Source organism: Legionella sp. 16cNR16C (assembly GCF_021297775.1).
In the GTDB taxonomy this organism is placed as follows: Bacteria; Pseudomonadota; Gammaproteobacteria; order Legionellales; family Legionellaceae; genus Legionella_C; species Legionella_C quinlivanii_A.
Genome location: NZ_JAJTMX010000002.1, coordinates 1,022,043 through 1,048,623 on the forward strand (window position 1 = coordinate 1,022,043; position 26,581 = coordinate 1,048,623).

Genomic DNA, 26,581 nt, shown 5'->3' on the forward strand with positions numbered 1-26,581 from the left:
AACGAGTTTAATCTATTAGTTTTAATCTGTCACTTGGGTTACACTTTATAGCGGGTTATCTTGGAGAAAACAATGAGTAAGAAAGCAGTGTTTGATGCAATTAAGGAACATGAAGCAAAATTTGTTGATCTGCGCTTTACAGATACAATCGGGAAAGAGCAGCACATCAGTATCCCTGTTTCTTCAATTGATGATGATTTTCTGGAAAATGGGAAAATGATTGATGGCTCCTCCATTAAAGGATGGCAGAAAATACATCAGTCTGATTTGGCTTTGGTACCTGATTGCAGCAACATTCTACTTGATCCTTTTTATCAGGATAACACATTAATTATTCGCTGTAATGTGGTCGACCCCCTTACGATGATGGGATATGACCGTGATCCCCGTTCTTTGGCGCAAAGAGCTGAGGCTTATCTAAAATCCACAGGAATTGCCGATACTGCCTATTTTGGCCCCGAACCCGAATTCTTCCTTTTTGATGACGTGCGTTGGAAAACCAGTATTAATGGTGCGTTTTATTCCATTGACTCTGATGAGGCCCATTGGAACTCGGACAAAGTATTTGAAGGCGGCAATATTGGCCACAGACCTTCAGTTAAAGGCGGCTATTTCCCCGTTCCTCCTGTGGATTCTTCCCAGGATATCCGCTCGGCTATTTGTCTTACCCTTGAATCGCTGGGTATTACTGTTGAGGCGCATCATCATGAGGTGGCCACTGGGAATCAGTGCGAGGTCGCAACGCGTTATGACACTCTGGTCCACAAAGCGGATCAGATGCAAACTCTGAAGTATGTAATCCAGAATGTAGCACATAACTATGGCAAAACCGCAACCTTTATGCCCAAGCCTCTGGTAGGTGATAATGGCAATGGCATGCACTGCCACCAGTCTTTGGCCAAAGACGGTGTAAATCTGTTTACCGGAGATAAGTACGCAGGTTTGTCTGAAACCGCTTTATACTATATCGGCGGTATAATCAAGCATGCCCGTGCACTGAACGCGTTTACCAATCCGGCTACCAACAGTTATAAACGACTGGTTCCCGGTTTCGAAGCCCCTGTGTTATTAGCTTATTCAGCCAGAAATCGCTCGGCAGCTATTCGTATACCTCATGTCAGCAATCCAAAAGGGCGTCGTATTGAAGTGCGCTTCCCTGATCCAACGGCTAACCCTTATCTTGCTTTCTCTGCAATGATGATGGCTGGTCTGGATGGTATTCAGAATAAAATACATCCAGGGCAACCAATGGATAAAGATTTATATGATTTGCCTCCAGAAGAGCTGGTTGATGTGCCAACAGTTTGCGCATCTCTTGAAGATGCAATTCGTCATCTGAGATCAGACCAGGAGTTCCTGTTGCAAGGTGATGTATTTAGCAAGGACTTTATTGAAAGCTACATCGCCCTGAGAGAAGCTGAGATAGCTCAGGTAAGAAGCCTGGTACATCCATTTGAGTTCGAGCTTTATTATAGTCTCTAAGCTTAGTTATCAGGCCTGCGGGTAAGCTCAGTTGTATATCAAAATGTCTTCCCCCGCGAAGGCGGGGACCCATCTCTGAGCGAGCTATAATGCCAATTGAGGAATGGATTCCCGCCTTCGCGGGAATGACCAAATTACTTAACTTAATGGCAGTGAGCCGAGGCCTGGTTCAAGCATATTAAAGGGAATCACTATGCGGAAATGCGGCTTGTTATTATGCTCATCTTTAATATTCTTAACGACAAGTGCGGTGCATGCTGATATTTATAAATGGACAGATAGTAATGGTAATGTTCATTTCAGTGATAAACCGCATCCTGGCGCTGAAAAAATAGACCTTCCGGAAGCGCAGACCTTCGGTCCTGCCAACAACCAACCTGCCGATACAGAAAGTCAGCCCGTGACTGATGAAAAAGAAAACGAAGAGGAGGAAGAAAGCTACAGTTATCTGGCAGTAACTCAACCTCAGAATGAAGCAACAATCCGGAATAATCAGGGCTATATACCTATTATTGTGGATATCAAACCAGAGCTTAAAAAGGGAAATTTATTACAGATTATTTACGATGGCGAGCCATTAGGCGATCCGCAGGCCACAACTATTTTTGCATTAAATGATGTGAAACGAGGCAGTCATACTATTGCTGTTCAGGCTGTAGATGCTGAAGGCAATGTACTTTACACCAGCGAGCCGATCACCATCTTCATGCATCGTCCACGGGTTGGTATGGTTAAGCATCCAATTAAATAACTTATCTTTGAGTCTGGACTCTTGAAATTTGAATTTCAATCCCTATATTAACCGGCAGCATAGACTATTTACCAAATTGTGTGGGTTCTGATATCAGGGCTCAGTACGGAATTAGTCAATCTATTAATCACATCATTACTTAGCTGGAGAGTGACTTAAATGGCGAGCAAGCAGCAGACAATGGGGTTTCAAACCGAAGTGAAGCAAATGCTGAATATAGTGATTCATTCATTATATTCCAACAAGGAAATCTTTCTACGGGAATTAATTTCCAATGCGTCGGATGCACTGGATAAATTACGCTTCCTGGCATTATCTGATGCTTCTCTGTATGAAGGGGATTCAGATCTCAAGATTACTATTGATTGTAATGAAAAATTAAAAACCATTACAATTAAAGATAATGGAATTGGCATGAGCTGGGATGAAGCGGTCAGTAATCTGGGTACGATCGCCAAGTCTGGAACCAAGGAGTTCTTAAGTCAATTAACAGGTGAAAAAGCGAAGGATTCTCATCTGATTGGTCAGTTCGGGGTTGGCTTTTATTCTGCATTTATTGTAGCGGACAAAGTTACTGTAAAAAGCCGTCGTGCTGGTTTATCTGCTGAAGATGGAATTGTCTGGGAATCCACCGGTGATGGTGAATTTACAATTGCCCAGGAAAACAAAGCGCATCATGGTACTGAAATTACACTTCATCTTAAAGAGGAAGATTTGGAGTTCGCGAGTGATTGGCGTATTCGCAGTATTATTACCAAATATTCAGATCATATTTGCTGGCCTATCGCAATGAAAAAAGCAGATGACGAGAATAAAGAATCATCTGACTTTGAAACGGTAAATAAAGCAACGGCTTTATGGACCTTGCAAAAATCAGAAATCAGTGAAGACGAGTATAAAACACTCTACAAGCATATTTCTCATGATTTTCAGGAACCATTGATTTGGTCCCACAATCATGTGGAAGGCAAAAATAATTATATCAGCCTGCTTTATATTCCTTCACATGCCCCTTATGATTTGTGGCAACAGGAAACCAAGCATGGTTTGAAGTTATATGTTAAACGGGTATTTATTTTAGATGACGCCGCACAATTTTTACCCCGCTATCTGCGTTTTGTTAAAGGGATTATTGATGCCAGTGATTTACCTTTAAATATTTCCCGGGAAATTCTTCAGGATAACAAGCAGGTTGATTCGATTCGTGCCGCCTGCGCTAAACGAATATTAGGCATGCTTGAAAAACTGGCAGAACAGGAACCGGAAAAATATCAAAAATTCTGGAATGAGTTTGGGCAGGTGTTAAAAGAAGGGCCTATTGAAGATTTCGTAAATCGGGAAGCAATTGCCAAACTTTTACGCTTTACCAGTACGCATACCAATTCTGAAAAACAAGATGTAACGCTGGCCGATTATGTTTCACGCATGAAAGAAGGACAGGATAAAATTTATTATATCACTGCATCCAGCTATAACGCTGCAAAACACAGTCCTCATCTTGAAATATTCAGAAAGAAAGGTGTTGAAGTATTACTGCTCAGTGATCGAATTGATGAATGGCTGGTTGGTTATCTTAGTGAGTTTGATGGTAAGAAACTGCAATCGATAAGCAAGGGTAAAATCGATCTGGATGTTGAAGATACTAATTCAGAAGAGGCCAAAAAAGAAGAAGAGTCTTTAAACCCCATGCTTAAGCAAATCCAGGATATTCTTGGCGATAAAGTTAAAGAGGTTGTTCTAACGCATCGTTTAACAGACTCACCGGCATGTATTGTTGCTGACGAGCAAGATATGGGATTGGAAATGCAAAGAATTCTGCAAGCTGCTGGACAGCAGGTACCTGAATCCAAGCCAGTATTTGAAATTAATCCTCAACATGCACTGATTAAGCGTTTACATGGTATTGAGGATGACTCGCAATTTGGTGAATGGGTCACCGTTCTCTTTGAACAGGCAGTGCTGGCAGAAGGTGGGCAATTGGATAATCCCGCAGATTTTGTGAGTCGTATTAATAAATTGCTTCTGTCTGCGTAAATCAGGCAATATTTCAATAAAGAAATTCTGCAATTACCTGTAGGTTGGGCCCTTGGCCCAACATTGAGCCCGAAGTGGAGCAACCATTTTGTTGGGCCAAGGGCCCAACCTATATATGGACCCATTCGTTTTTACAAGCAAAATTATAATCAACAAATAAATAGAAGTAAGATTGCACCTATATATTCGACCTGTTAATGAGTCTATTGACTCTGGCCTCTATGAAAATCAGCGCTTTCTCTCCTATCTACAAAACGACTTTTATCTCGTGGATATCAACTTAATCTTGGCTCATTACGAAGCCGTTTGATAAGAGAATGGGTCCATATCATTACAATAATTGCTTAAAATGCCTCAGACAAACTGTCGAAGCCAGGTGTGAATAGTATATGATATATACCCCGTATGGTTAACGGGGTATATCGTGGTTATTGAGCAACAATCAATGAAGGATATTATTCGTCAGTTAAACGAAAATATTTTGTACCGAAATAACGCTGTAATTTTTTTCTGATTGTACCACGACTTATACCCAGCATTTTTGCAGCTTGCAGCTGATTGCCTCGGCGTTTTTCCATTACTGCTTTTAAAAGAGGTGGTTCTACTTCAGAAAGAATCATGTCATAGAGATCAGTTATGGATTTGTTTTTGTTTTCAGCCAGGAAACGAGTTACAAGGCTGTAAACCAAATCCTGTAGACCTTGCTCTTGTCTTGTAGTTTGAGAAGAGTGTTGTGTATCAATGACATTCATCATAACTTCCTTATTTTAGTTAAATCTATCAATCCAATGCTTTTATACATTAAAAGCAAAATTAATTGTACATGAAGGTTAATTGATAATCTACTATCCTTTTTCATAAAAATAAGCAGTAATTTAGATCAAAAATCGGAACAAAATCAGTCAATTAACCTTGTTTTCAACCCTCAAAAGGCGGGCGGCCTGCTCTCGATTAAAATCATTTTCAAGATTGGCTATTGTAATAGTCGCAATCCCATTTCCTATTAAATTAGTAATTGAGCGAGCCTCAGACATAAAGCGATCAATACCAAGGATTAACACTAATCCTTCAACAGGCAGGGTGTGAAGAGAGGATAATGTTGCTGCTAAAACAATAAAGCCTCCACCCGTAACTGCAGCGGCTCCTTTTGAGGTCAGCATGAGAATCAGCATTAAGAGCAGTTCGTCTTTAAGGCTCAAATCAATGTTAAAGGCTTGCGCAATAAATACGGTAGCTATACCCAGGTAGATGGTCGTGCCATCCAGATTAAACGAGTAGCCAGTGGGTAATACCAGACCAACCACCGATTTATCGCAGCCTAAGGTTTCCAATTTACTAATCATACGAGGTAACACGGCCTCTGAAGATGAAGTGGCAAGCACAATAAGAATTTCTTCTTTAATAAAAATCAGAAAACGCCAGATACTAATGCCATTTAAACGTGCAATAATGCCCAATATAATGAAAATGAATAGAAAACAAGTCAGGTAAACAGTAAGCAGAAGCTTTCCGAGTGAAACCAGTGTTCCGATGCCATAACTGCCTACCGTAAACGCCATTGCCCCAAATGCGCCGACAGGAGCGAGTTTCATAATTAAATTCACCATGGCGAATAATACTGCCGACAATTCATCAAAAATATTGAGTAGATGCTGCACATCACGGCAGCGTAGTATGGCGAATGCGGTTAATAAAGAGATTAAAAGCACTGGCAATATATCCCCCCTGACAAATGCTGAAATGAGAGTGTCGGGTATTATATTGAGAAAAAAATGACTGGAATCGAACTGCTCAGCCTGCGAAACATAGGATGCAATGGCTTGCTTATCAACAGTGTCTGCACTGATGTTCATACCGGAACCGGGCTGCATCCACTTGGCGGTAAAAATCGCAATAATTAAAGCTAGGGTGGTTACCAGCTCGAAATAAATAATCGCCTTGATTCCGATTCGGCCTACTTGTTTTATATCATTGGCCTGGGTTATACCCATGACAATGGTTAGAAAAATGATGGGTGCGATCATCATTCTAATCAGTTTAATAAAACCATCACCCAAAATTTGCATTTTGATGGCAAGAGGGGGGTAGAAATGCCCCAGCAGTGTTCCCAAAAAGATGCCGAGAAGCACCTTAAAATAAAGCTGGTGATAAACAGGTTTGCTCATTTATTTTTTCGTTGACTGGCGTCTTAAATAGTTTGAAAATCAGGTAATTTTCAAACAAGGATATTTCATACTAGCATGTTAAGACCATTCTTAATATGCTTCCCAATGCAAGGAATTCATATGAACGTTTTTGAGTGGCTTGATCGTTTAATCGCCTTCGATACAACCTCGAGAAATTCCAATCTTGAGTTGATTCATGATGTACAGACTTTTTTGGAGTCTCAGGGAGTTCACTCATCGCTTATTCATGACAGCAAGCAGCCCAAAGCTAATCTATTTGCGAGTCTGCCAGCTTTTGATGGGAGTGTAGAGGGCGGCATAGTTCTGTCTGGCCACACTGATGTCGTACCAGTTGATGGTCAGCAATGGGAAACTGATCCTTTCAAAGCGACAGAAATTGCCGGGAAAATTTATGGGCGAGGGGCTTGCGATATGAAAGGTTTCATTGCGGTGGTTATGGCAATGATTCCCCAGTTTAAAGAAATGAGGCTTGCACATCCTGTCCATTTCGCTTTTTCATATGACGAAGAGGTCGGTTGTCTTGGAGCTCCTTTCATGATTGAGCATATTAAAAAGCAGGGAATTAATCCTGTAGCCTGTATTGTCGGGGAGCCAACCAGTATGCGGCCTGTGATAGCTCATAAAGGCAAGGAGTCATTCCGTTGCAGCGTGCATGGCGTAGCGGCTCATTCCTCCCTGACCCACCAGGGCTGTAATGCAATTGAATATGCAGCTGATTTGATTTGTTATATCAGAGGCATGGCCGATCGCTTCAGGCAGTCAGGTGTTCAGGACAGGCATTATGATATGCCTTGTACAACCTTAACTACTAATCTTATTAACGGGGGAAATTCATACAATACAATCCCGGCACTTTGTGAATTTATCTTTGAATTTCGTAATTTGCCAGAAGACAGCGCCAATGAAATTCGCGGCGAGATCAAGGATTATATTAATACTCGTTTATTGCCGAAAATGAAGCTGGAACATTCTGCCGCTAATATTATTCTCGATAATATCGCGGCAACCGCTGGTTTAAACACACCAGTCGATGCCGAGATTAATCAATGGGCCAGGATGGTGACTGGCGAGCAGGAAAAACTTAAAGTCGCGTATGCAACAGAAGCAGGTTTATTTCAAAAGGCGAGCATTCCCACAATAGTTTGCGGACCAGGGAGTATTGAACAGGCGCATCGTGCTAATGAATATGTGGACATTTACCAATTGCAGGAGTGTTCAAAGTTTGTAAGTCAGATGGTCAAAATGAAGTTTTCAAAAGGAGTTTAGGAATGCTAAAGCGTTTAAGTTGTCTTTCGCTGATATTTTTCTGTGCAAATACAATAAGCTTTGCCTCAGCAAATGGATTTTATATTGGCGCTAGCGGAATAAAAGATAATGCAGAATATGATTTCAAACGGGTTGAAACCGCCCCGTCAGGTCCGTTTCTGGACCAATTTCGCATTGATTGGAGCGGAGAGGGTTTTGCGGGGGAAGTGTTTTCTGGCTATCATTACCGCTTTATAGAGCGTTTTGATCTTGGCCTGGAGGCATTTTACGACAGGAGTTCAAACGATGGCGATATCGGTTTTTTGCAGTCGAATAGTCTTTATACTCGTGAATTAAGTGGTAAATATAAACAGCGATGGCAATACGGGCTTGCCCTTAAACCAGGATATTACATTACAGACGCTGTTCTTCTATATGGACGATTAGGGTGGATTAAAGACAATATTCAACTTAGTGGTCATATTATTCAGACAGGCTCTCTCGGTTTCTTTGCCGGGAGCTTTGCTTCAGACCAGGATAAGGAAGGATTACAATTAGGTATTGGAACGCAAATACAAATTATAAATCAGCTGCATCTGCGCCTGGAATGGGATTACAATTCCTTGAATAATTTTAGCAATAGTTCGCAGGTTAAATCATCGACAGGTCTGCAGTTTGTGACTTATCGAACGGCATTTAAGCCCAAACTTGAGCAATTCAAACTGGGTTTAAGCTGGGAGTTTGCTTAAAACTCCTTGCATTTTTCCCGCTATCAGCTAAATTAAAAAGGCAGTTAAGTATCAATTTACTCCAAGTTACTCCAATCGAGGGATTGTTCCCTCACTCTGTTTTCATTACAGTGTTTTACTCTGTTTGGCTATTTAAAATTAAGATAATAAGGGAGTATTTATTATGGATAATCATTCTGAAATGGTTGTAAGAACCGACGATGTCATTGGTGTCGATGTTAAATCACCAGCTCTTGAGGATCTCGGTGAAGTAAAAGAAATCGTGCTCGATAAATTTAGTGGACAAGCAAGATATGTCGTTCTTGGCTTTGGTGGATTCATGGGGCTTGGTGAAGAGTATTATGCCTTCCCCTGGAAAAGCATCAGCTACAATAAAGACGAAGAGTGCTTCATTTTAAATGTGGATAAATCCAAATTAAAACGTGAATACGGCTTTGATAAAGACAACTGGCCTGATATGGCAACATGGCCTAATACTGTGGATCAGTATTATATCTAAGCCTGTAACTTGTGTTGTCCCCACAACCAGTGGGGACTGTATTGATATCAAACCAGTGCGCATTCCTGGGTGGATAGTAAAATCTGTTTTCCAAGCTCGGTATGAATTCCTTCTGCATTCGCGGTAGCGAATGCCTGATGATATTTATCTGATAAATTTTTAATAGCTGCTTCAAGCGACTGATTGTCATGCAAATCTAAACTTTTTAACTTTTTAAAAATTCTGATGACACGGCTTAATACAAAGCTTGTATGATAAATACCCAGCATCGGCCTTAAATCACTGCGAATTGGAGAAATATAGTGTTCATCCTCCTCGTTTAAAATCAGTGGATCATGGGTAAGAACGCTATTAAGGAATAAATGAGATGTTTCATGAACAAGATGCTCAATTAACAAAAGATTAGAAAATTCTGAGGTATTTCCATCAGGCAGAGACAAATAAATCGCTCCAAAAAACTTTGGGGAAGTCGCGCCGACAATTTGCACATCGCTTTTTACCAGATAAACAGCAGATACAAACGTCTCAATTTCTTCCATAAAGCAATTATCTGCTGATTTAATGAGTTGCAGTGCATTTGAGATCTGGTTTTGGAATTCAAATAATTCACTTTGTGGGGGGGTATAAGCATTTAATGGATCTGAACCAAAGGCAATGTTGACTTCCTCGGCAAAGATCTTTTTTTCCCAATCTTCCTGTAATCCCAAAGAAACCTGAGTTTCAGTAATAATCCACTGTGTGTTAAAAATAATATCGCGAATAATTCGATTTACTTCCAATACAGAATCGCTTCGCATCGCTTCCAAAAGCCAGAAATATTGGGCATAAAGCCAGGGAGAAATATAGTTTTTGCTCTCAGGCTCTAGTTGGTCGAGGCGAGCGATTAGCGCAGAATAATCTTTATCCAGAACCTGTTGGGCATAATTTATCAGTTTGATCAGACTGTGAATAAACCGATGTTTATAGGCTTCATGCAGAATGCTGGACATATTCCTTTGAGGAACAGCGCTAATCTGCTCAAAGGGAAGATGATAGGCATTCATCATCTATAGCCCTGGTCTGCCATATCCATTTGAGGAACTGATTTTTTCCTCATCTTCCTTTATTTCTTCAGGGCGATTAAAAATAAGCACACTTCTCATAGTAGGAATTTTATCGTCAAGAATATTTTCAGGAATGCGAGTAAAAAATTGGTTGGGATTGGAATTATTTTTTTTATTGATTGTCATAACTTACTCCTTGTTTTGAGCGAAATTCTAGCAACTGTTTTATATCAATTCAAATGATTTTTCCCTCACCAGTACGCGCAGGCAATTATATTATGAAGAGGTATAACCAGAGATGATGTATATAAAAGAATCAACTTGTGATATATTATATCGCACAGTATCTAATGGAGCTAATATGAGCATCGAATTAACTCTTGGTAACATTTGGGATAAGACAAACGGCAGTGAAGTAGAAAAGGCCCATGCTGTTTTGAAAGAGTATTTTCAAGCAAGGCAAACCAGTCGAGGCATTTCCGCTTTGACAAATTCCGGAGGCATCAGGGAGCGTGCTATTGACTTCTTTAATCAACAAAAAAGCTTGCATGGGGAACCGCTTAATAGTATCAGTGATTTGGTTATTGCAGCGGCAAGTATTAGCCAAGGACCGGCTTTAGCTATTTACATTGGTTTTATTTTAGAAAAGCAGGAACAAGCCGCCGGCCTGCAATGTGAAAAAAGTCAGCCTTATCTCAGTATGTAAAACAGTAATTTTCCCGCAGAAGGCGGGATTTCTTATTATCATCAAAAAAGCAGGGATAAGAAGGCACCGCCTAGCAGCACGATTACCCCTGCCATCTGAATTAAATTGATTTGCTCTCCCAAAAGAAGCATTCCAAACAGTAAAACAAAAATGGGTTCAAGAACTGAGAGAATAGAAGCTTGAACAGTATTAAGATACTGTAATCCTTTCAACAAACACATTATGGGAAGGGCGGTACAAAGAATACTTAGTCCAAGCAAATTTATCCAGTTGTGAAAACCGTTGGGAACTGAGAACGATTGATCCAGCCAGGCGGCTAAAAAACAAGTCGGTAAACAGCCTAAACACAGCATCAGACTGGCAGGTAAAGCGGGGACTGGGCTTTTTTTGCCGCAAATGATGTACAGAGCATATAAAAATGCCGCAATCAGACTAAACAAAATACCTGATAAATCCAAATTTCCATTGATGCTGCCATGAGTTAATAAAATTAATCCGCAGCCAATCATTAACAGCACGGGATAATATAGTTTACTGATGGAAATGCGAAAAACCATTTTATTCGTGATCATTACCATCACTGGATAAGTATAGAAAATAATCATCGCTAAACCCGAACCAATATGCTTGCTGGCCTGAAAATAAAAAATCGCGCAGCTACTGTAAAAAAAACTGCCGCATAAAAAAAGCTTGAATAATTCAATTTTTGCAATACATGTTTTATTTAAAGAAGGTAATAGCATGAGCGAGAGACAGATTGCCGATAATAAAAATCGCCAGAATTGAGTGTTATAAACGGAAAGCTGAGCATTGATAAGGCTCATCCCAAAATAACCTAATAGCCCAAATAAAAGCCCTGAAAGAAGGGTGTAAAAAATTCCTGCTTGTCGACTGGTGAAATTAAAGCTGGCAAATCGCAATATCGAGCTTCGCATTGCTATCTCTAATCTCGCGCATAGTACTCATTTCACATAAGCTTAAACTCAAACCATGATGTCCGAGCTGCATTTTGGGAACCATTCCGGAGGCTTTTTCCATACGCAGCAAAATGAGATGACAGGAAGAGCGGGGCGGTAATTGTTGCTGATAAAATCCATTATTCAGGCTAATCTGAAAATAGTCAGCGCTGTTTCTCAATAAACTCAGGTAGATACTGACGGTATCATGTAAAAGACGCAGGGATCCAAGCCATTGGCTCAACTGACTCTGTCTGAACTCTGGGTAAGATTCCATCCATAATATTAATTGAGGAGGATGCGCCTCACAGTCAAGATGCTGGCTGGATTGGGCGGTACGGATTGCATTGAGAAAAGGATCCTGATGAATATCATCTCCAAAACGTCCGATGGTATTCGATAAAATCTGAATTTGGGTAAATAAACGGGCATATAGTTCGGGAGAGAGCGCATTGCTTCTGTTAACGCTATGTTCTATGCGCATTAACTCTTTTAGAAAGCGGCTTTTTAACTCAGGTTTTTGAATCAGTTGAACGGTTTCGATAAGCTTTTGCAAGGCATAATGATGAATAACGGGATGATATTCGGCACAAGCCTCTTTTATAATCTGATGCAGGCATTCAAGACGCAAGGCAATTTTGGGCAAGGAATGAGTCGCCAGTTGAAATGTAATTGTTTCTTGCTGCATTTAGAATGCTATCCTTAGCCGGCTCAATGGGGCTAAAATCGGATTAAAGATTTATGATCGCTTTAGCATGGCCAATTGTAAATACTTCTCATGCAAATTTTTGATATTATTTGTTAATTCATCCAGATTCCCATCGTTTATCAGTAAATCATCTGCAATGGCTTTTCGCTCCTCGATACTGGGTTGAGACGCAATAATTTTTTTTGCCTGGGCTACATCACAGTGATCCCGGGCAATGACTCGGGCAATTTGCACCTCTTCATTTGCTATTAGTGCTAATATTCGATCCAGATAGGGATAGTTATTCCGATCCTTTAATAAGGGGATTTCAATAACGCTGTAAGTGGTTGAATTATGCCCGGCTACACGCTCTCCGATTGTTTTTTGAATCAGAGGATGGAGCAAGGCTTCCAGCCAAAGCCTCTCTTTTGCATCGTCAAATATTATCCTTCGTAATGCGGCCCGATTCAATTCATTGCCGGCCGCGATTACCGAAGGGCCGAAATGAGCCTTGATAGTTTCTAAAACGGGAGAGCCGCTTTGGGTTAATTCACGAGCGATATCATCGGCAATAATAATATTAGCGCCCAGTGATTTAAACAGATTTATAACGGTTGATTTGCCGCTGGCAATATTCCCGGTCAAGCCAATGGTAAACATAGCAGCCCTCAATCAATATTGCTGATTAATATTTCTGCAAGTTAACAAATTAACATAACAGGTTTCCGGAACTTTACTATGATTTCGACAATAGTCTTTTGCAGAAAATACCGCGTCATCACGATGTCGATAATAAATACTTAACCAGGCTTGCGCTTCATCATCGAGTGCTGTGCACTGCCACAAAGGGCTTAGCGAATGCCCATCGGCAAAACCATCGCAGTTAGCGCGTGTCGCTTTACAAGTCAGCGGGAACTGGCTTTCCTTTTTACAGGAATCAAATGCCTTGTTTAATGCGGTCAATTCATAATTGCTAACGGCCAGCCATTCTTTTTTTGTTTGATCATAAACACGGCATTTCCAGTTTTCTTCTGTATTCCCTGGCTGGCTGAAAGCAAAAGGACTCAATATAAAAAGAAGCACAAGAATTGAAGCATTGTATATTTTTATCATCATCTAGCCTTATAACGGATCAGATCAAGAAGTTCATCCCGATTCATGGCTTTGGCGAAATACCAGCCCTGCATCCAGTATACTCCTTTATCTAATAGATAATCGTATTGTTTTTTCGTTTCAACACCTTCGGCAATTATGGATAGTTTTAAGGTATTGGCCAGGTCAATAATCGCTTGGTTTAAACTTTCAGTTACGGCGCCTGTACCAATCGCCTGAATAAATAATTTGTCAATTTTAAGATAATTAAAAGGAAAATGCTGCAGATAATTGATACTCGCATGTCCCGTGCCAAAATCATCAATAGCAATAGAGAATCCCAGTTTCTTTAACTCCTGCATCTGTCTGATAATTTGTGGATTATCTTTATCTAAAAAGTCTCTTTCTGTTAATTCAAGAATAACTTGTTCCGGACGAATAGCTTTTGACTGACATAGTTCATAGAATTCTGAAAAGAAAGAAGGATGTCTGAAATGACGGGCAGAAAGATTAAATGCCAGGTGAAAATCAGGATAAGTTACTAATAGTTCGCCTGTCTCATGGAGAGTATGTTCAATTAGCTGCCAGGTCAATGGGATAATTAAGCCCGATCGCTCGGCTTCTTCAATGAACAGGTCTGGCATGATAATTTCCTGCTCCGCAGTCTCCCAGCGAATCAGTACTTCTGCTCCTAAAAATTTATTTTCATTAGAGTTCCAGATAGGCTGGTAAACCGGATGAAAATGCTGTGAACGAATTGCATTGTTGATAGCATACTTCAATGAGAGACGATGGCTTATCAGATGAGAGAAGTATAAATAAAAAAGAAGAGATAAAAGGAGAAGACTCAGATTTAGAATGACTTCTTTCATTACAAAGTAATTGCTTATCTGAGCTTGTTTTGCAAAAAAATCAAGATGAATATTACCAGCGTTTTTTAGCTTTCTTTGTATATGAATTAAAGAATGATTTTGCGTACCAATTCTGGATAATATTCGTCTGGACTCCTTATCGAATATATTAATTCCTGAAAAATTGTGATTACGCTCCTCAATGAAATTGTTTACCACAGTTTCGAGCAGGAGTAGACCAATGGTATAATCATTAAGCCGCTTCTGTACCAAAAATGATTCGGCCATCCCTTTACCAAACTTGTAAGGACCCGAGAATGAAGGGTTATATTGACTGAATTCAGGAAGGGTAATGGGTTCCTTAATGGTTGAACACAATAACTGATTTCTATTATCAGAGATTAGCAGTGCTGATATTAAGGGGTTGTTGAAAAGTTCCTGGTGAAGTTTTGGCGATAGTTTCTGGCAAAGATCGCGCGGACTTCCCATATACCCAAATATTTCCAGATTAATAGAGATAAAATCATCAAATTCCTGGCTTATTTTATTGGCTTCGGCCATTAATTTGTTTTGATGCTGGATATGCAGTTGCTGCCAATGATAATAAAATGTGCCAATTAAAATAATGAGCGTAAATACAAGCCACAAAATAGTGAACCGGGTAAACAGGTTATTATAGCGATGTTGAGCAGCGTTCATTGGACTCTGTTAATTACAGTTCAGCGATAGGTAGCATAGATAGAGTTTAATGTGATTTCGGCCAATTTAACAATGGTTTCGTTGTCGCTGTTCAAAGGGGGAAGCCAATAAATGGTATCACCCATTGGTCTCAATAATGCTCCTTGTTTTAATGCCTGCTGATAAAAATAAAAACCTGTTCGACTGTGTTTGGGATTGGGAACAAGTTCAGCTGCTACCATCGCACCAATTGAGCGAACATTGTGTAATTTATCAGTTTTATCTGCGATCTCTTTAAAAAGGGAATGCATCATATGCCCCAGTCGGGTAGCTTGCTGTTCTGTATTTTCAAGCTGCATGGTTTTGATGGCAGCCAAGGCCGCGGCAACACCGATTGCATTTGCACTATGGGTATGCGAATGGAGAAAGGAGCGGCCTTTTTCATAGTCATGGTAAAATAATTGATAAATCTCATGATCAATCAGTACGCAGCTCAGGGGAATGGTTCCCCCGGTTAAGCCTTTGGAAAGGCAAATCATATCGGGTTGAATTCCGGCATGCTGAAAAGCAAACCATTCGCCTGTGCGGCACATTCCAGTCATAATTTCATCGACAATAAGGTAGATGTCATTCGCTTTTGCCCATTGCGCCAGTTTGAGCAAAAAATCAGCACTATAGCAGAGCATGCCGCCAGCCCCCTGAATAATCGGCTCTACGATTATCGCACAGGCAGTCGATTTTAATGATTCCAGAGAATCAAGAGTTTTATCCCAATAACCGCTGCAGTCAGTCCACAGGGGATCGTTGGAGCTGTTAACATAAGGTATCGACTGAATAAAGTGACAGCGCGGACCAATGCTTTCATAGGGCTGTTTGTAAATACCAAGATCGCTAACGCTTAAAGCGCCCAATGTTTCGCCATGATAGGCATTTTTTAAAGCGATAAAGTCACGCTTTTCAGGGCTCCCTTTTAATTGAGAGGCATGTAAGGCAAGCTTAAGTGCGATTTCCACAGCGGAACTACCGTCACTGGCAAAAAATGAATGCTGCTTTCCACTTAGAAATGCCAGATGTTCACCCAACTCGGCAAGGGCTGTATGTGTGGTATTGGCAGCAATTACCTGCTCAAACTGTTTTAGTTGGTCTTTAATGGCAGATTGTATAGCGGGATGCCCATGCCCCAGGGATTTACACCACCAGCTGGAAATCGCATCAATCAATACGCCCTGATCAGTATAAAGATAACTTCCCCTGGCTTTATTCACCACTACAGGCCTCGATTGTTCAAAGTCTTTCATTTGCATGCATGGATGCCAAATGTGTCGTAAATCTTTATCGATACAGTCTATGTTAACCATTTTAAAATCACAGGTTGACAATAAGGGCAAACACTTTATCATGCTGCGATTGATAATAAAATTTTAATTTAATGGGCTCACTCCAGGGCACTGAAAAATAATAAAAGCGAGGTATTAAATGATCAGACCGGAAGCCGGCTGGGGCCTGGAAGAGGTGGCCGCTATCTACTCCCAGCCTTTTAATGATTTGATTTTTACGGCGCATCAGACTCATCGCCAGCATCATCCGGCAAATCAATTACAAGTAGCTACTTTACTGAGTATTAAAACAGGTGCCTGCCCTGAAGATTGTGGTTATTGCTCCCAAAGTGGTCATTATAAAACACATGTTGAGAAAGAAAAGCTGATGAATCTGGAGCAGGTGCTTCAGGCAGCCAGAGAAGCCAGGGAGGGCGGTGCCAAACGATTTTGTATGGGGGCTGCCTGGCGTTGCCCTCCAGAGAAAGCGCTTCCCCAATTGAAAACGATGATTGAGGAAGTAAAGGCATTGGGGATGGAAACCTGTATGACGCTGGGAATGTTAACTGAACAGCAGGCGTCCTTTCTGAAAGACGCTGGGCTGGATTATTACAATCATAACATTGATACGTCACCCTCTTATTATAATAAAGTGGCAACAACCCGAACCTTCGACGATCGTTTACAGACGCTCAAGCATGTGCGCGATGCCGGGATTAATGTATGTTGCGGCGGTATTCTTGGCCTGGGAGAGACCAGGGAAGACCGTATTGAATTTTTGATGACGCTGGCAAATATGGAAATTCCGCCTGAGAGTGTGCCCATCAATCGCTTAATCCCGGTCGAAGGAACTCCTCTTGCTAAAGCCAATCCTGCTGAAGGTATTGAATTGGTTCGTACTATTGCAACAGCTAGACTGCTGATGCCTGCTAGTATGATTCGATTGACGGCTGGAAGAACTGCAATGAGCGACGAGCTTCAGGCTTTATGCTATTTTGCCGGAGCTAACTCGGTTTTTGCTGGCGATAAATTACTTACTGAGGAAAACCCGCAGAGGGCCAGAGATAAACAATTGTTTGAGAAGCTGGGCCTGGAAACCAGTCTTGCATGAAGCAAAAGATCAGTCTTTATCTGGATGAGATCAAAACGAAAGGATTATATCGCAGCCGGCATTTGTTTGAGCAAAGCGGATTTTGCAATTTCAGTTCAAATGATTATTTAAATTTAACCACCGATAAGCAAGTGAGAGAGGCGTTTCTGAGGGGGTTTGAACGATACCCTGCTGGAAGCGGCGCTTCTCAGGCGGTTTGCGGCTATCATCCGACGCATAAAATGCTTGAGTATGAATTTTGCCAGTTTATGCAAGTGGATTCTGCATTGCTATTCAGTTCAGGTTATGCGGCCAATCTGGCAGTGGTTTCAATGCTTGCAAAACTGGATACTCATTTGCTTATTGATAAGGGAGTTCATGCGTCATTTTATGATGGTATTAAGTATTCTGGTGTCAGCTATAGTCGATTTTTGCACAATAGCAGGAGAGACTTACTCAACAAGCTAAACGGAATCAGTACCGGCGGAGTCATTATTTCCGAAGGCATCTTCAGCATGAGCGGGCAACAACCTGACTTAAAACAAGTTGCTCAAGATGCTCTGGCACACAGTTATGAATGTATAATTGATGAGGCTCATTCATTTGGCGTTCTGGAAGATAAAGGGCGGGGAGCCTCAGCATTTTATGGTTTGAGTCAAAAAGATATTGCCTTACGAATTATTCCCTTTGGAAAAGCCATGGGCGCTCAGGGCGCGGTTGTTGTTGGACGCCATGAATGGATTGATGCTTTGTTTCATTCAGGCCGCTCCACAATTTATTCCACGGCCATCAGTCCGGCAATGGCATATGGTCTTTTACACTCACTGGAAGCAGTCAGCAAATCCAATGACAAGCGTATTTATATTCGGTTATTAGTAGACTACTTCCGAAGTCAAATCAGTAAGTCGCCTTTATGCTGGCGAGATTCAGGAACGCCAATTCAGCAATTGCAACTGGGCTGTCCCGAATTGGCAGCTTCCTTTGCTGCGCGCTTGCTTGAGCGTAAAATAATAGCCTTATCAATGCGACAGCCTACCGTATCACGCAAGGAAACTGGCTTACGCATTGTGTTAAACGCCAGTCATCGTCAGGAAGACATTGATTATTTATTCGCCTGTTTACATGAATTCTATGAAAATCAATATTAATACAATCGGTAATCCAAAAAATCGCGCTCTGGTTTTTTTTCATGGCTGGGGTTTTGATCATCGCGTTTGGACTTCAACGGCTGCTTTGTTACAAGATAAGTACAGGATTTTTCTGGTGGACTTACCCGGTTTTGGCCATACCAGTCTCATGTCATGGGATGAGTTTCAGCAAATGTTGCTTGAACATTTACCCCAGAAGTTTGCTATAGCAGGGTGGTCTCTGGGAGGATTATACGCGACCCGTCTGGCGCTTGAATCAGGACGGGTGAGCCATTTAATAAATATCGCCGCATCGCCTTGTTTCATAAAGAAAGAAGATTGGCCCGGCGTAAATCCACAGGTTTTAGAAAAATTTCTTGCAAACCTCGAAACTCAGCCTAGAGAGACACTGGAGGATTTTGTAGTCCTGCAGGCTCGGCGTAAGAGCAGCGTTTTACCGGAGACTTTGCCGGCAACGACTGCTTTGAGGGCAGGGCTTCAGATCCTGGAATCATGGGATTTACGAAAGCCGCTGGCATCGGCCAATTTTTCGATAGCGTATTGCTTTGGGCGACTTGACTCCATTACTCCCTTTGCTGTTCTTGAGGCTATGCAGACACATTATCCGCAGTTTAATTATCATCTTTTTAAAAAATCAGCCCATATGCCATTTTTGTCGCAGCAGGAAGAATTTATTTATATATTGGAGGATTTCATTCAATGAAGTCTTATTTCATCACCGGAACGGATACTGATTGTGGTAAAACCTATGTGACCTGCCAGCTGTTAGATTATCTGCATGACCGCGATAAATCGGCGCTGGCTTTGAAACCGGTGGTTTCAGGCCGGGTACTTGAAAATGGCTGTGAGGTATACAGCGATTTAGTAAGGCTTAAGGAGCATAACCTAAAGTCTGAAATACCAATTAATGGCTGGCATTTTGCTTCGCCAGTTTCTCCTCATTTGGCGGCCGGCGCTGAAAATGTTATTCTGACCGCCGAAAAGATTGCAAACTTCTGTAAAAAAAAAGAATATACTCTTTTTGACTATCTTTTAATTGAAGGGGCTGGCGGGCTATTCGTTCCACTGAATGAACAGGAGTCCTGGATTGATCTAATCCGATTAATGAACATACCGGTTATTCTTGTGGTCGGCTTGAAATTAGGTTGTCTCAATCATGCACTGTTAACGGATTCCGTCCTGCGTTCCAATCATTGTCCTGTCGCTGGTTGGATTGCGAATATCCTGGATCCAGAGATGCTTGAAATTGAAAAAAACATCACTACCTTAAAAGAGCGTCTGCAAATGCCGTACCTGGGCCGGACTGATTATCACAAAGGTCTTCTATTGGATGGAAATAAAGATATGATCTGATTGTCTGTTCAGGCTCTAGTCCGTTATAATTGTAAAGATACGGGAGCCCATGATTACAGCTATGGGTTAAAATATATGATTAAAGGGGAGTGGTCATTTCCATTTTCCGAGGCACACCGATTTTAATGGAGCGTATGATGCCAATTTATGAGTATGAATGTACAAGTTGCCATCATCATTTTGATTTGATGCAAAAAATAAGTGATACCCCAATCAGGCAATGTCCTCAATGTTTTGAGGATACCGCTGTAAGGCTTATATCCGCAGCAGGATTTCAGCTGAAAGGCAGTGGCTGGTATGTTACTGATTTCAAGAATAAAAATAAGCCGGCACAGAAAAAAGAGTCGTCCTCTGAAGGCTCGTCTGGAACCACAACAGAAAGCACTAAGGTAAAGGGTGAATCTGATTGAAATCCAAATCCCTGCGCAGCTTTATTCTTGCGGGCTTAGTTGTATGGTTACCCATTCTGGTAACCCTGGTAATACTTCGATTCCTAATCGAGCTGCTCGATAGCACCATTGCTCTGCTGCCGCAGGCCTATCAACCCGAAACCCTGATTGGGATGAGGATTCCGGGCCTCGGTGTAATTTTGTCTCTGGTGGTTCTGATTGTTACCGGGATCATTGCCACGAACTTTTTTGGACAGCGTCTGGTGGGCTGGGGTGAAGCCGTTCTGGCTCGTATCCCTCTGGTTCGTTCGGTTTATACCGCCGCAAAACAAGTCATTCAGGCTATTTTTGCCAGCAACAGCCAGGCGTTCAGGAAGGTCATGTTAGTTGAGTATCCCAGGAAAGGATTGTGGAGTCTTGCGTTTCTGACCGGCTCGACAACGGATGAGCTAACCGCCCATTGCGGGCAGGACATGCTTTCTTTATTTATTCCAACCACACCGAATCCCACATCTGGTTTTCTGGTTCTGGTTCCTAAAAAAGAAGTGATTGAGCTTCAAATGAGTGTCGATGAAGCATTAAAATACATCATTTCTCTTGGCGTTATGCAGTCTTCGACTGCTGACTTTGTTAAACAATAGTTATAGATAGGCGGCTCCTATGCGTTCACATTATTGCACTGAAGTAAATGAAACAATGATTGGGGAAACTGTTGCAATTTGTGGCTGGATTCATAATCGACGCGATCATGGGGGAGTGATCTTTCTTGATGTGCGAGATCGCTCCGGTCTTGTTCAGGTGGTTTATGAGCCAGAACTTTCTGATGTGTTTCAGGTTGCGGAAAAATTACGGCATGAATTCGTAGTGCAGCTCAAGGGTAAGCTTCGTAATCGTCCATCCGGGATGGTAAATGATAAAATGCTGACTGGACGAATTGAGATTCTGGGAACTGAATTACAAATTCTGAATCAGTCCGAGACTCCTCCTTTCCTGCCTGATGAATTTCAGGTGGTTAATGAAGATCTACGCTATCGTTACCGTTATATTGATTTACGCCGTCAGGATATGCAGGACAATCTGATTATCCGACATAAAATGAATCGTGCGATTCGTGATTATTTAAACGAACAGAATTTTATTGATATTGAAACGCCCATGCTGACCAAGGCAACGCCGGAAGGGGCCAGGGATTATCTGGTGCCATCAAGAGTACATCCCGGTCAGTTCTATGCCTTACCCCAGTCGCCGCAATTATTTAAGCAGCTGCTGATGATGTCCGGCTTCGATCGTTATTACCAGATTGTACGCTGCTTCCGGGACGAAGATCTGCGAGCAGATCGTCAACCTGAGTTTACCCAGCTTGATATTGAAATGTCATTCATTGATGAGTCCACTATCCAGGCTCTCATTGAAGGAATGTTGAAAAAAGTATTCAAGGATTTGTTACAGGTTGAGTTACCCGAGACACTGCCCAGAATGAGTTTTGCTGAAGCCATGCGCCGTTTTGGCAGCGATAAACCTGATTTGCGTATTCCTTTAGAGTTAATCGATATTGAGGATTTGGTTAAGGGCTGTGAGTTCAAGGTTTTTGCTGAGGCCGCTGAGAATCCAAAATCGCGTGTAGTTGCTATGAAATTACCGCGGGGTTGTGAGCTCACCCGAAAAGAGCTGGATGGTTATGCGGATTTCGTAGGCATTTATGGCGCCAAAGGGCTTGCTTACATCAAAGTCAATGATCGAAGCCTCGGCTATGAAGGGCTTCAGTCGCCAATCCTCAAGTTTTTAAATGAGTCTATTGTCAATGCGGTTCTCGACCGGGTTCAGGCACAAACTGGCGATGTGGTCTTTTTCGGTGCCGGCTCAAATAAAGTCGTTAATGAATCAATGGGCGCCTTGAGGGTGCGTCTGGGTCATGACAGACAATTGGTGCAGCCTGGCTGGCAGTTGTTATGGGTTACTGACTGGCCCATGTTTGAAATGGATGAAAAAGAAAACCGTCTGCAATCGATGCATCATCCCTTCACCTCACCACAACAGCTGGATATTGAGATGATGAAGAATAACCCTGAGCAAGTGCTTGCCAAGGCTTATGATATTGTGATCAATGGCTACGAGATAGGCGGCGGATCCATTCGTATTCATCAGTATGATTTCCAACAGGCTGTGTTCAGATTATTGGGCATTGATGAGCAGGAGGCCCAGGAGAAATTTGGCTTTTTACTCGATGCACTTCAATACGGCTGTCCTCCGCATGGTGGAATTGCCCTGGGAATTGACCGCCTGGCCATGCTATTGACTGATTCGACTTCCATTCGTGATGTGATTGCCTTTCCTAAAACGCAATCAGCTTCCTGTTTGCTGACTAACGCACCAACGCCGGTGAATGAAATGCAATTGAATGAATTAGGAATTCGGCTTGCTCCAACGGCGAAAGCGAAGTGAAAAAGTGAGAGCTGATTTTAGCCCCTCTTCCTAACTCCCATTGCCATTAAGTTAAGGAATTTTTTCTTATTCCTGCGCCGGCGTGGGCGTAAACCTAAGAGAAAATCCCCTCTCCCAAGTTTGGGAGAGGGCTAGGGTGAGGGTTGATTTTAACCCCTCCTTCTAACTCTCTCCCCTGAGGGGAGAGAGGACTTTAAGGGAAGAGAGATTAAAAGCTGTTATCCGAGCTTTAGCAGGTCGCGAAATCAAACTTAATTGGCAACATTAAGAACAATGTGGTACAATTTTGAATTAACTTGTCAATTTGCAGTGAGAAAATTGACTTTATTGATAAGAAGAAAGTGAAAAAAACTCTAATCTTGTTCATTACTGGTATTTTGCTAGCTTGTTCTGCCTTAAGTTTTGCGAATAGCAACGGCAGCAGTCAGCTCATTGAGTATCTAACTCAGGAAAAAAATAGCTTAACCCTTGCTATTGGCGAAGTAAAAACACTGCCGCCGCCAGGTAACCAGGATGAATATCAAAAAAGACTGCAGGAAAATAATGCAACCATCGCATTAAATAAAGCCAAAATTACCAGTCTTGAAAGTTTTCTGATAAACCAGAAAAAGCTTCAGGCTGATTTTAGCCAACGCTTGAAACAATTACAGCAATTCCCATCAAGCCAGCTTCCGCAAATCAGTTCTCAGGAAAAGATTGAAAAAATCAATACATTAAATGATATCAATAAAAAAACTATTGATCTGATTAATGAAAATTTAAAACTCGCCAGACGTTATCAGGAGATTTTGCAGGTTCAGAAAGACCAGTTGGAGCTATGGAAATCAAAAGAACAGATGAATGACCAGCTTACCAATCTCCATGCTCAGGAAGATAAGCTGAATGATTCTTTGCAAAAGCTTTTTCAAAACAGTTTAAAATTACAGCAAGATATTAAAAGCAGCAGTAATTTCAAAGCAACCTATGGCCTTGAAGCGCGATTGCTTCTGAATAATCAGGTCATTAACCTGACTCAGCACAAAATTGCGGAATTAAATCTGCAGGGTAAATTGGCAAGAGCTGATTTCCTGCTGCTGAAAAGTCCTGATATTCGCACCCTGCAAACAGTGACTGAAATATATAAAAATATGATCAGTCAGTTATCTGAAATGGAGCAGTCGCTTAAGAAAATGGTTGTCATGTTAAAAAATGAACTTCCTCATCTTAATGATTCCAACTTAAAGCAGCAGTTTAATTCATTACTGCGAGTAGTTAATGCAAGAATTGCCGGTATCTCTATTCAGGAGGAAACGCTTCAGGAGGATCTCGAAAATCATCAGCAGGAACTTAAAAAGCAATTGGCGGTCAGGCAAAGTTTGTCTGAGTACCGTATTGACAGCTGGCCTGAGATTTTTAAACAACTGGCGCATATTCCTACCCAATTTTACAATTATTGCAAGTCGCTTGCATTTAAGGCCAGGGATAACTATCTATGGCAGGATACTTTTCCTGCCGCGCTGTTGTGGATGGGTGTATGTGTTATTCTCGTCAGCGCTCTGGCACTGGGCAGGGTATTGAAACGAAACAATGATAAAGAGCGCTCTCGTTTGTCAGGTCATCTCTATGACGGAGTTCTAAACCTGTTTGAGAAAAACTTACCGCATCTGACGGTGTCTGCCATTCTGTTTGTGCTTCTTTATGGCAATTATGTTCCGTTTTCAAACTACCAGATGCTGTTCAATCTGTTACTGGTCTGGCTGACTTTCCGGACTCTTATTTTAATCGCCAGACGATCCCTTCTGGAGCGGATCAGTGATTCTTCGGGCAAAGACGTGCGCTTGTACTATCGCTTCAAATGGCTGCTCATGGCTGGAGGATGGACTACTGCTCTGATGGTATTTAGTCATCAACTGCCGCTGGCAATCTTGATTCAGGATATATTCAACCGCCTGTTCATGCTATTTTTGTTAGCGGTATCTCTTGTGATCTGGAAGAGCAAGGATTTTATTTCGCATTTACTCCATCCTTTATTAAAGTCGAAGAAGAGATATCTGAGACATGCCATTGTATTGCTTGAGGTATTAATACCATTTACTGTCTTTACCACTGCTTCTCTGGGCCTTATTGGTTATATCAATCTGGCCTGGACAATGAGTATCTATCAGGTGCAGATCCTGATGATCATCACCGGGTATGTACTTCTCCGAGGGCTGATGTTTGATGCGCTGGAGTTGTTGTCGGAATGGATGATCTCCAGTTTAAGAAATGGTTGGCTGTGGATTGAGGTGATCCTTAAGCCCATTGACAGAATATTAAGAATTATGTTGTTAATGGCTTCTTTGTATGTGTTATTTCAACTGTTTGACTGGCATTCGGATTCACTAATTATCAGTAAGTTTTATCAATGGGGCGAGTATCCCATCGTTAATCTGTCCGGTATACGAATCACTGCTATCAGTGTGCTTGAATTTCTTCTTTTGTTTTCAATTTGTGCCTGGATTTCAAAATGGACCCGGGAATTTTGCTACCGCTGGCTCTATCGAGATGCCCGTGACGCGGGGATTAGAAACAGTCTTTCCGTTTTTACTCAATACGCGGTTATTCTGGTAGGCGGTTTTATCTCACTAAGAGTGTTGGGCCTGGATTTTAGCGGCATGTCAATGGTGATCGGGGGTCTGGCTGTGGGAATGGGTTTCGGTTTAAGGGATTTCGCCAGCAATATCGTAGGCGGCTTGATGCTGTTAATTGAGAGGCCGGTCAGGGAAGGAGACTTGATTACTCTGGGCGGCTATGAAGGGAAGGTGGCTCATATCGGTATTCGTTCGATGCGTGTGTCTTCCTGGGATAATATGGAAGTATTAATACCTAATGCTGAAACCTTTAATAAGCCGTTCACCAATTGGACCCATCAGGATAGTATTATCCGAACGGTAGTGCCTGTGAAAGTAAGTCGCGCCGATGATCCCTGTCTGGTTCAAACACTTATTATGGAAGTACTGGCGACAATTCCGGAAATTGTTCCAGATCCGCCTTGTCAGGTGTTTCTGAAACAAATTGATGAAGCTCTGATTGAATTTGAAGTGCGTTATTTTATAAACGTTGAGTTCAACACGCGGGTTGAAATACGCTCCAAAGTTCTTTTTGCCATTATGGCGAAATTCAAGGAAGCAGGAATTAAACCACCCATACCACCGATTACAGTCGAATTAAAAGAAAAAGCAACCGATTATGAGCCTTTCGTTATGCAAAAACGCGTTAAGCAGCGAGAGCGAGTTACTGACTCGCTGTAGTCAAATTGCTGGTTTGAGTTTGAGCCAGCTTGCCTGTTTAACACAGTGTACAATCCCGAAAACACAAAGCCAGAGAAAAGGCTGGACAGGCTTAGCTATTGAACTGGCTTTAGGGACAACGGCTGGCACTAAAGCAGTTCCTGATTTTGAGAATCTTGGTATAGAGCTAAAGACCATTCCTCTAAATGCACTGGGAAAGCCTGCTGAATCCACTTTTGTGACCAGTATATCCTTAACCAGCATTCACCGTGAAACATGGAAAGAATCCCAATGCTTTCAGAAGCTTCAAAGGGTTTTATGGGTGCCGGTTGAGGGTGATACTATGATTCCATTTGAGCAAAGACGAATAGGCAGCGGGTTCCTATGGTCACCTAATGAAGAGCAAGAGCGCATCCTCTCAGACGATTGGCATGAGCATTCTACCATGATTGGAATGGGGCGCCTTGAAGAAATTGATGCCTCCATGGGTGAATATCTTCAGGTTAGACCCAAGGCTGCTAATGCACGTTCCTTATGCGATGGATTTGATGCTGAAGGCAAAAAAATCCGAACCTTGCCCCGCGGCTTCTACTTAAGGGCCAGTTTTACTCATCAATTGCTAAAATCTTTGTAGA

26 protein-coding genes are annotated in these 26,581 nt (G+C 41.8%); 16 read left to right on the forward strand and 10 right to left on the reverse strand.

All coding sequences use genetic code 11. From position 1 onward, the window contains the following. Nucleotides 1-72: 72 nt before the first annotated feature. From glnA to htpG, 3 genes are all read left to right on the forward strand, one after another. Complete coding sequence (glnA, locus tag LXA66_RS08400) at nt 73-1,482, forward strand: type I glutamate--ammonia ligase (protein ID WP_233012769.1); 1,410 nt, start codon at nt 73-75, stop codon at nt 1,480-1,482. A gap of 193 nt (nt 1,483-1,675) precedes the next feature. Further along, nucleotides 1,676-2,233 carry a DUF4124 domain-containing protein gene (locus tag LXA66_RS08405; RefSeq protein WP_233012770.1) on the forward strand — a complete coding sequence of 186 codons (558 nt, stop codon included), beginning with the start codon at nt 1,676-1,678 and terminating at the stop codon, nt 2,231-2,233. Between the two features lie 159 nt (nt 2,234-2,392). After that, nucleotides 2,393-4,267 carry a molecular chaperone HtpG gene (gene htpG / locus LXA66_RS08410; RefSeq protein ID WP_233012771.1) on the forward strand — a complete coding sequence of 625 codons (1,875 nt, stop codon included), beginning with the start codon at nt 2,393-2,395 and terminating at the stop codon, nt 4,265-4,267. A gap of 455 nt (nt 4,268-4,722) precedes the next feature. On the opposite strand, the gene LXA66_RS08415 is transcribed toward htpG, so the two are convergent. Then, nucleotides 4,723-5,019 (reverse strand): helix-turn-helix domain-containing protein, encoded by a 297-nt coding sequence (locus tag LXA66_RS08415; protein ID WP_058506529.1) that lies wholly within the window; start codon nt 5,017-5,019, stop codon nt 4,723-4,725. A gap of 150 nt (nt 5,020-5,169) precedes the next feature. Continuing rightward, nucleotides 5,170-6,432: a C4-dicarboxylate transporter DctA gene (gene dctA / locus LXA66_RS08420; protein ID WP_233012773.1), complete on the reverse strand. Its 1,263-nt coding sequence runs from the start codon at nt 6,430-6,432 to the stop codon at nt 5,170-5,172. 120 nt (nt 6,433-6,552) lie between these two features. Here dctA and argE point away from each other — a divergent pair, with 120 nt between their 5' ends. The 3 genes from argE to LXA66_RS08435 all read left to right on the forward strand — a co-directional run bounded on the left by argE (nt 6,553) and on the right by LXA66_RS08435 (nt 8,946). Then, nucleotides 6,553-7,719: an acetylornithine deacetylase gene (argE, locus tag LXA66_RS08425; RefSeq protein ID WP_233012774.1), complete on the forward strand. Its 1,167-nt coding sequence runs from the start codon at nt 6,553-6,555 to the stop codon at nt 7,717-7,719. Nucleotides 7,720-7,721: 2 nt separating this feature from the next. Beyond that, on the forward strand, nt 7,722-8,447 hold the full coding sequence (locus LXA66_RS08430; RefSeq protein WP_233012775.1) for an outer membrane protein: 726 nt from the start codon (nt 7,722-7,724) through the stop codon (nt 8,445-8,447). A gap of 163 nt (nt 8,448-8,610) precedes the next feature. After that, nucleotides 8,611-8,946 carry a PRC-barrel domain-containing protein gene (locus tag LXA66_RS08435; RefSeq protein WP_112219630.1) on the forward strand — a complete coding sequence of 112 codons (336 nt, stop codon included), beginning with the start codon at nt 8,611-8,613 and terminating at the stop codon, nt 8,944-8,946. Between the two features lie 47 nt (nt 8,947-8,993). Here the strand turns inward: LXA66_RS08435 and LXA66_RS08440 are convergent, their stop codons facing one another. Both LXA66_RS08440 and LXA66_RS08445 read right to left on the reverse strand, forming a co-directional pair. Next, nucleotides 8,994-9,992, reverse strand: a complete 999-nt coding sequence (locus tag LXA66_RS08440) for an HEXXH motif-containing putative peptide modification protein (protein ID WP_233012776.1) — start codon at nt 9,990-9,992, stop codon at nt 8,994-8,996. Next, nucleotides 9,993-10,175, reverse strand: coding sequence for a hypothetical protein (locus LXA66_RS08445; protein WP_112219628.1), 183 nt, complete (start codon nt 10,173-10,175; stop codon nt 9,993-9,995). It abuts the gene before it with no gap. 175 nt (nt 10,176-10,350) lie between these two features. Here LXA66_RS08445 and LXA66_RS08450 point away from each other — a divergent pair, with 175 nt between their 5' ends. Continuing rightward, nucleotides 10,351-10,695 (forward strand): hypothetical protein, encoded by a 345-nt coding sequence (locus LXA66_RS08450; protein ID WP_233012777.1) that lies wholly within the window; start codon nt 10,351-10,353, stop codon nt 10,693-10,695. 41 nt (nt 10,696-10,736) lie between these two features. Here LXA66_RS08450 and LXA66_RS08455 read toward each other — a convergent pair whose 3' ends face one another. From LXA66_RS08455 to bioA, 6 genes are read right to left on the reverse strand one after another with little or no spacing between them, the layout of a single operon-like run. Next, nucleotides 10,737-11,630, reverse strand: a complete 894-nt coding sequence (locus LXA66_RS08455; RefSeq protein WP_233012778.1) for a DMT family transporter — start codon at nt 11,628-11,630, stop codon at nt 10,737-10,739. Next, complete coding sequence (gene zapD / locus LXA66_RS08460; RefSeq protein ID WP_058506520.1) at nt 11,596-12,339, reverse strand: cell division protein ZapD; 744 nt, start codon at nt 12,337-12,339, stop codon at nt 11,596-11,598. Before zapD ends, LXA66_RS08455 begins: the two co-directional genes overlap by 35 nt. Before the next feature lie 51 nt (nt 12,340-12,390). After that, the gene (coaE, locus tag LXA66_RS08465) at nt 12,391-12,999 is read right to left on the reverse strand and encodes a dephospho-CoA kinase (RefSeq protein ID WP_233012779.1); all 609 of its coding nucleotides are present in this window, start codon (nt 12,997-12,999) and stop codon (nt 12,391-12,393) included. Between the two features lie 12 nt (nt 13,000-13,011). Further along, a complete protein-coding gene (locus tag LXA66_RS08470; RefSeq protein WP_233012780.1) occupies nt 13,012-13,455 on the reverse strand; it encodes a hypothetical protein in 444 nt (147 codons plus the stop codon). Then, complete coding sequence (locus LXA66_RS08475) at nt 13,452-14,981, reverse strand: EAL domain-containing protein (RefSeq protein ID WP_233012781.1); 1,530 nt, start codon at nt 14,979-14,981, stop codon at nt 13,452-13,454. Before LXA66_RS08475 ends, LXA66_RS08470 begins: the two co-directional genes overlap by 4 nt. Nucleotides 14,982-15,001: 20 nt before the next feature. Then, nucleotides 15,002-16,318: an adenosylmethionine--8-amino-7-oxononanoate transaminase gene (gene bioA, locus LXA66_RS08480; RefSeq protein ID WP_233012782.1), complete on the reverse strand. Its 1,317-nt coding sequence runs from the start codon at nt 16,316-16,318 to the stop codon at nt 15,002-15,004. A gap of 118 nt (nt 16,319-16,436) precedes the next feature. On the opposite strand from bioA, the gene bioB reads away from it, so the two are divergent. From bioB to mutH, 9 genes are all read left to right on the forward strand, one after another. After that, on the forward strand, nt 16,437-17,387 hold the full coding sequence (gene bioB / locus LXA66_RS08485; RefSeq protein ID WP_233012783.1) for a biotin synthase BioB: 951 nt from the start codon (nt 16,437-16,439) through the stop codon (nt 17,385-17,387). After that, nucleotides 17,384-18,514, forward strand: coding sequence for an aminotransferase class I/II-fold pyridoxal phosphate-dependent enzyme (locus LXA66_RS08490; protein ID WP_233012784.1), 1,131 nt, complete (start codon nt 17,384-17,386; stop codon nt 18,512-18,514). The genes bioB and LXA66_RS08490 overlap by 4 nt, the downstream gene beginning before the upstream one ends. Continuing rightward, complete coding sequence (locus tag LXA66_RS08495; protein ID WP_233012785.1) at nt 18,498-19,217, forward strand: alpha/beta fold hydrolase; 720 nt, start codon at nt 18,498-18,500, stop codon at nt 19,215-19,217. Before LXA66_RS08490 ends, LXA66_RS08495 begins: the two co-directional genes overlap by 17 nt. Further along, a complete protein-coding gene (bioD, locus tag LXA66_RS08500; protein WP_233012786.1) occupies nt 19,214-19,867 on the forward strand; it encodes a dethiobiotin synthase in 654 nt (217 codons plus the stop codon). The genes LXA66_RS08495 and bioD overlap by 4 nt, the downstream gene beginning before the upstream one ends. 137 nt (nt 19,868-20,004) lie before the next feature. Then, nucleotides 20,005-20,277 (forward strand): FmdB family zinc ribbon protein, encoded by a 273-nt coding sequence (locus LXA66_RS08505; protein ID WP_112219619.1) that lies wholly within the window; start codon nt 20,005-20,007, stop codon nt 20,275-20,277. Then, on the forward strand, nt 20,274-20,897 hold the full coding sequence (locus LXA66_RS08510) for a DUF502 domain-containing protein (RefSeq protein ID WP_233012787.1): 624 nt from the start codon (nt 20,274-20,276) through the stop codon (nt 20,895-20,897). The genes LXA66_RS08505 and LXA66_RS08510 overlap by 4 nt, the downstream gene beginning before the upstream one ends. A gap of 19 nt (nt 20,898-20,916) precedes the next feature. Beyond that, nucleotides 20,917-22,698 (forward strand): aspartate--tRNA ligase, encoded by a 1,782-nt coding sequence (aspS, locus tag LXA66_RS08515; protein WP_233012788.1) that lies wholly within the window; start codon nt 20,917-20,919, stop codon nt 22,696-22,698. 341 nt (nt 22,699-23,039) lie between these two features. After that, on the forward strand, nt 23,040-25,967 hold the full coding sequence (locus LXA66_RS08520) for a mechanosensitive ion channel domain-containing protein (RefSeq protein ID WP_233012789.1): 2,928 nt from the start codon (nt 23,040-23,042) through the stop codon (nt 25,965-25,967). Further along, nucleotides 25,906-26,580, forward strand: coding sequence for a DNA mismatch repair endonuclease MutH (gene mutH, locus LXA66_RS08525; protein WP_233012790.1), 675 nt, complete (start codon nt 25,906-25,908; stop codon nt 26,578-26,580). The genes LXA66_RS08520 and mutH overlap by 62 nt, the downstream gene beginning before the upstream one ends. The last annotated feature ends 1 nt before the right edge of the window (nt 26,581 follow it).

Bases quoted from the DNA above. Each gene is read 5' to 3' on its own strand.
- glnA (WP_233012769.1), top strand. From the start codon at position 73: ATGAGTAAGAAAGCAGTGTTTGATGCAATTAAGGAACATGAAGCAAAA.
- LXA66_RS08405 (WP_233012770.1), top strand. From the start codon at position 1,676: ATGCGGAAATGCGGCTTGTTATTATGCTCATCTTTAATATTCTTAACG.
- htpG (WP_233012771.1), top strand. From the start codon at position 2,393: ATGGCGAGCAAGCAGCAGACAATGGGGTTTCAAACCGAAGTGAAGCAA.
- LXA66_RS08415 (WP_058506529.1), bottom strand. From the start codon at position 5,019: ATGAATGTCATTGATACACAACACTCTTCTCAAACTACAAGACAAGAG.
- dctA (WP_233012773.1), bottom strand. From the start codon at position 6,432: ATGAGCAAACCTGTTTATCACCAGCTTTATTTTAAGGTGCTTCTCGGC.
- argE (WP_233012774.1), top strand. From the start codon at position 6,553: ATGAACGTTTTTGAGTGGCTTGATCGTTTAATCGCCTTCGATACAACC.
- LXA66_RS08430 (WP_233012775.1), top strand. From the start codon at position 7,722: ATGCTAAAGCGTTTAAGTTGTCTTTCGCTGATATTTTTCTGTGCAAAT.
- LXA66_RS08435 (WP_112219630.1), top strand. From the start codon at position 8,611: ATGGATAATCATTCTGAAATGGTTGTAAGAACCGACGATGTCATTGGT.
- LXA66_RS08440 (WP_233012776.1), bottom strand. From the start codon at position 9,992: ATGATGAATGCCTATCATCTTCCCTTTGAGCAGATTAGCGCTGTTCCT.
- LXA66_RS08445 (WP_112219628.1), bottom strand. From the start codon at position 10,175: ATGACAATCAATAAAAAAAATAATTCCAATCCCAACCAATTTTTTACT.
- LXA66_RS08450 (WP_233012777.1), top strand. From the start codon at position 10,351: ATGAGCATCGAATTAACTCTTGGTAACATTTGGGATAAGACAAACGGC.
- LXA66_RS08455 (WP_233012778.1), bottom strand. From the start codon at position 11,630: ATGCGAAGCTCGATATTGCGATTTGCCAGCTTTAATTTCACCAGTCGA.
- zapD (WP_058506520.1), bottom strand. From the start codon at position 12,339: ATGCAGCAAGAAACAATTACATTTCAACTGGCGACTCATTCCTTGCCC.
- coaE (WP_233012779.1), bottom strand. From the start codon at position 12,999: ATGTTTACCATTGGCTTGACCGGGAATATTGCCAGCGGCAAATCAACC.
- LXA66_RS08470 (WP_233012780.1), bottom strand. From the start codon at position 13,455: ATGATGATAAAAATATACAATGCTTCAATTCTTGTGCTTCTTTTTATA.
- LXA66_RS08475 (WP_233012781.1), bottom strand. From the start codon at position 14,981: ATGAACGCTGCTCAACATCGCTATAATAACCTGTTTACCCGGTTCACT.
- bioA (WP_233012782.1), bottom strand. From the start codon at position 16,318: ATGGTTAACATAGACTGTATCGATAAAGATTTACGACACATTTGGCAT.
- bioB (WP_233012783.1), top strand. From the start codon at position 16,437: ATGATCAGACCGGAAGCCGGCTGGGGCCTGGAAGAGGTGGCCGCTATC.
- LXA66_RS08490 (WP_233012784.1), top strand. From the start codon at position 17,384: ATGAAGCAAAAGATCAGTCTTTATCTGGATGAGATCAAAACGAAAGGA.
- LXA66_RS08495 (WP_233012785.1), top strand. From the start codon at position 18,498: ATGAAAATCAATATTAATACAATCGGTAATCCAAAAAATCGCGCTCTG.
- bioD (WP_233012786.1), top strand. From the start codon at position 19,214: ATGAAGTCTTATTTCATCACCGGAACGGATACTGATTGTGGTAAAACC.
- LXA66_RS08505 (WP_112219619.1), top strand. From the start codon at position 20,005: ATGCCAATTTATGAGTATGAATGTACAAGTTGCCATCATCATTTTGAT.
- aspS (WP_233012788.1), top strand. From the start codon at position 20,917: ATGCGTTCACATTATTGCACTGAAGTAAATGAAACAATGATTGGGGAA.
- mutH (WP_233012790.1), top strand. From the start codon at position 25,906: ATGAGCCTTTCGTTATGCAAAAACGCGTTAAGCAGCGAGAGCGAGTTA.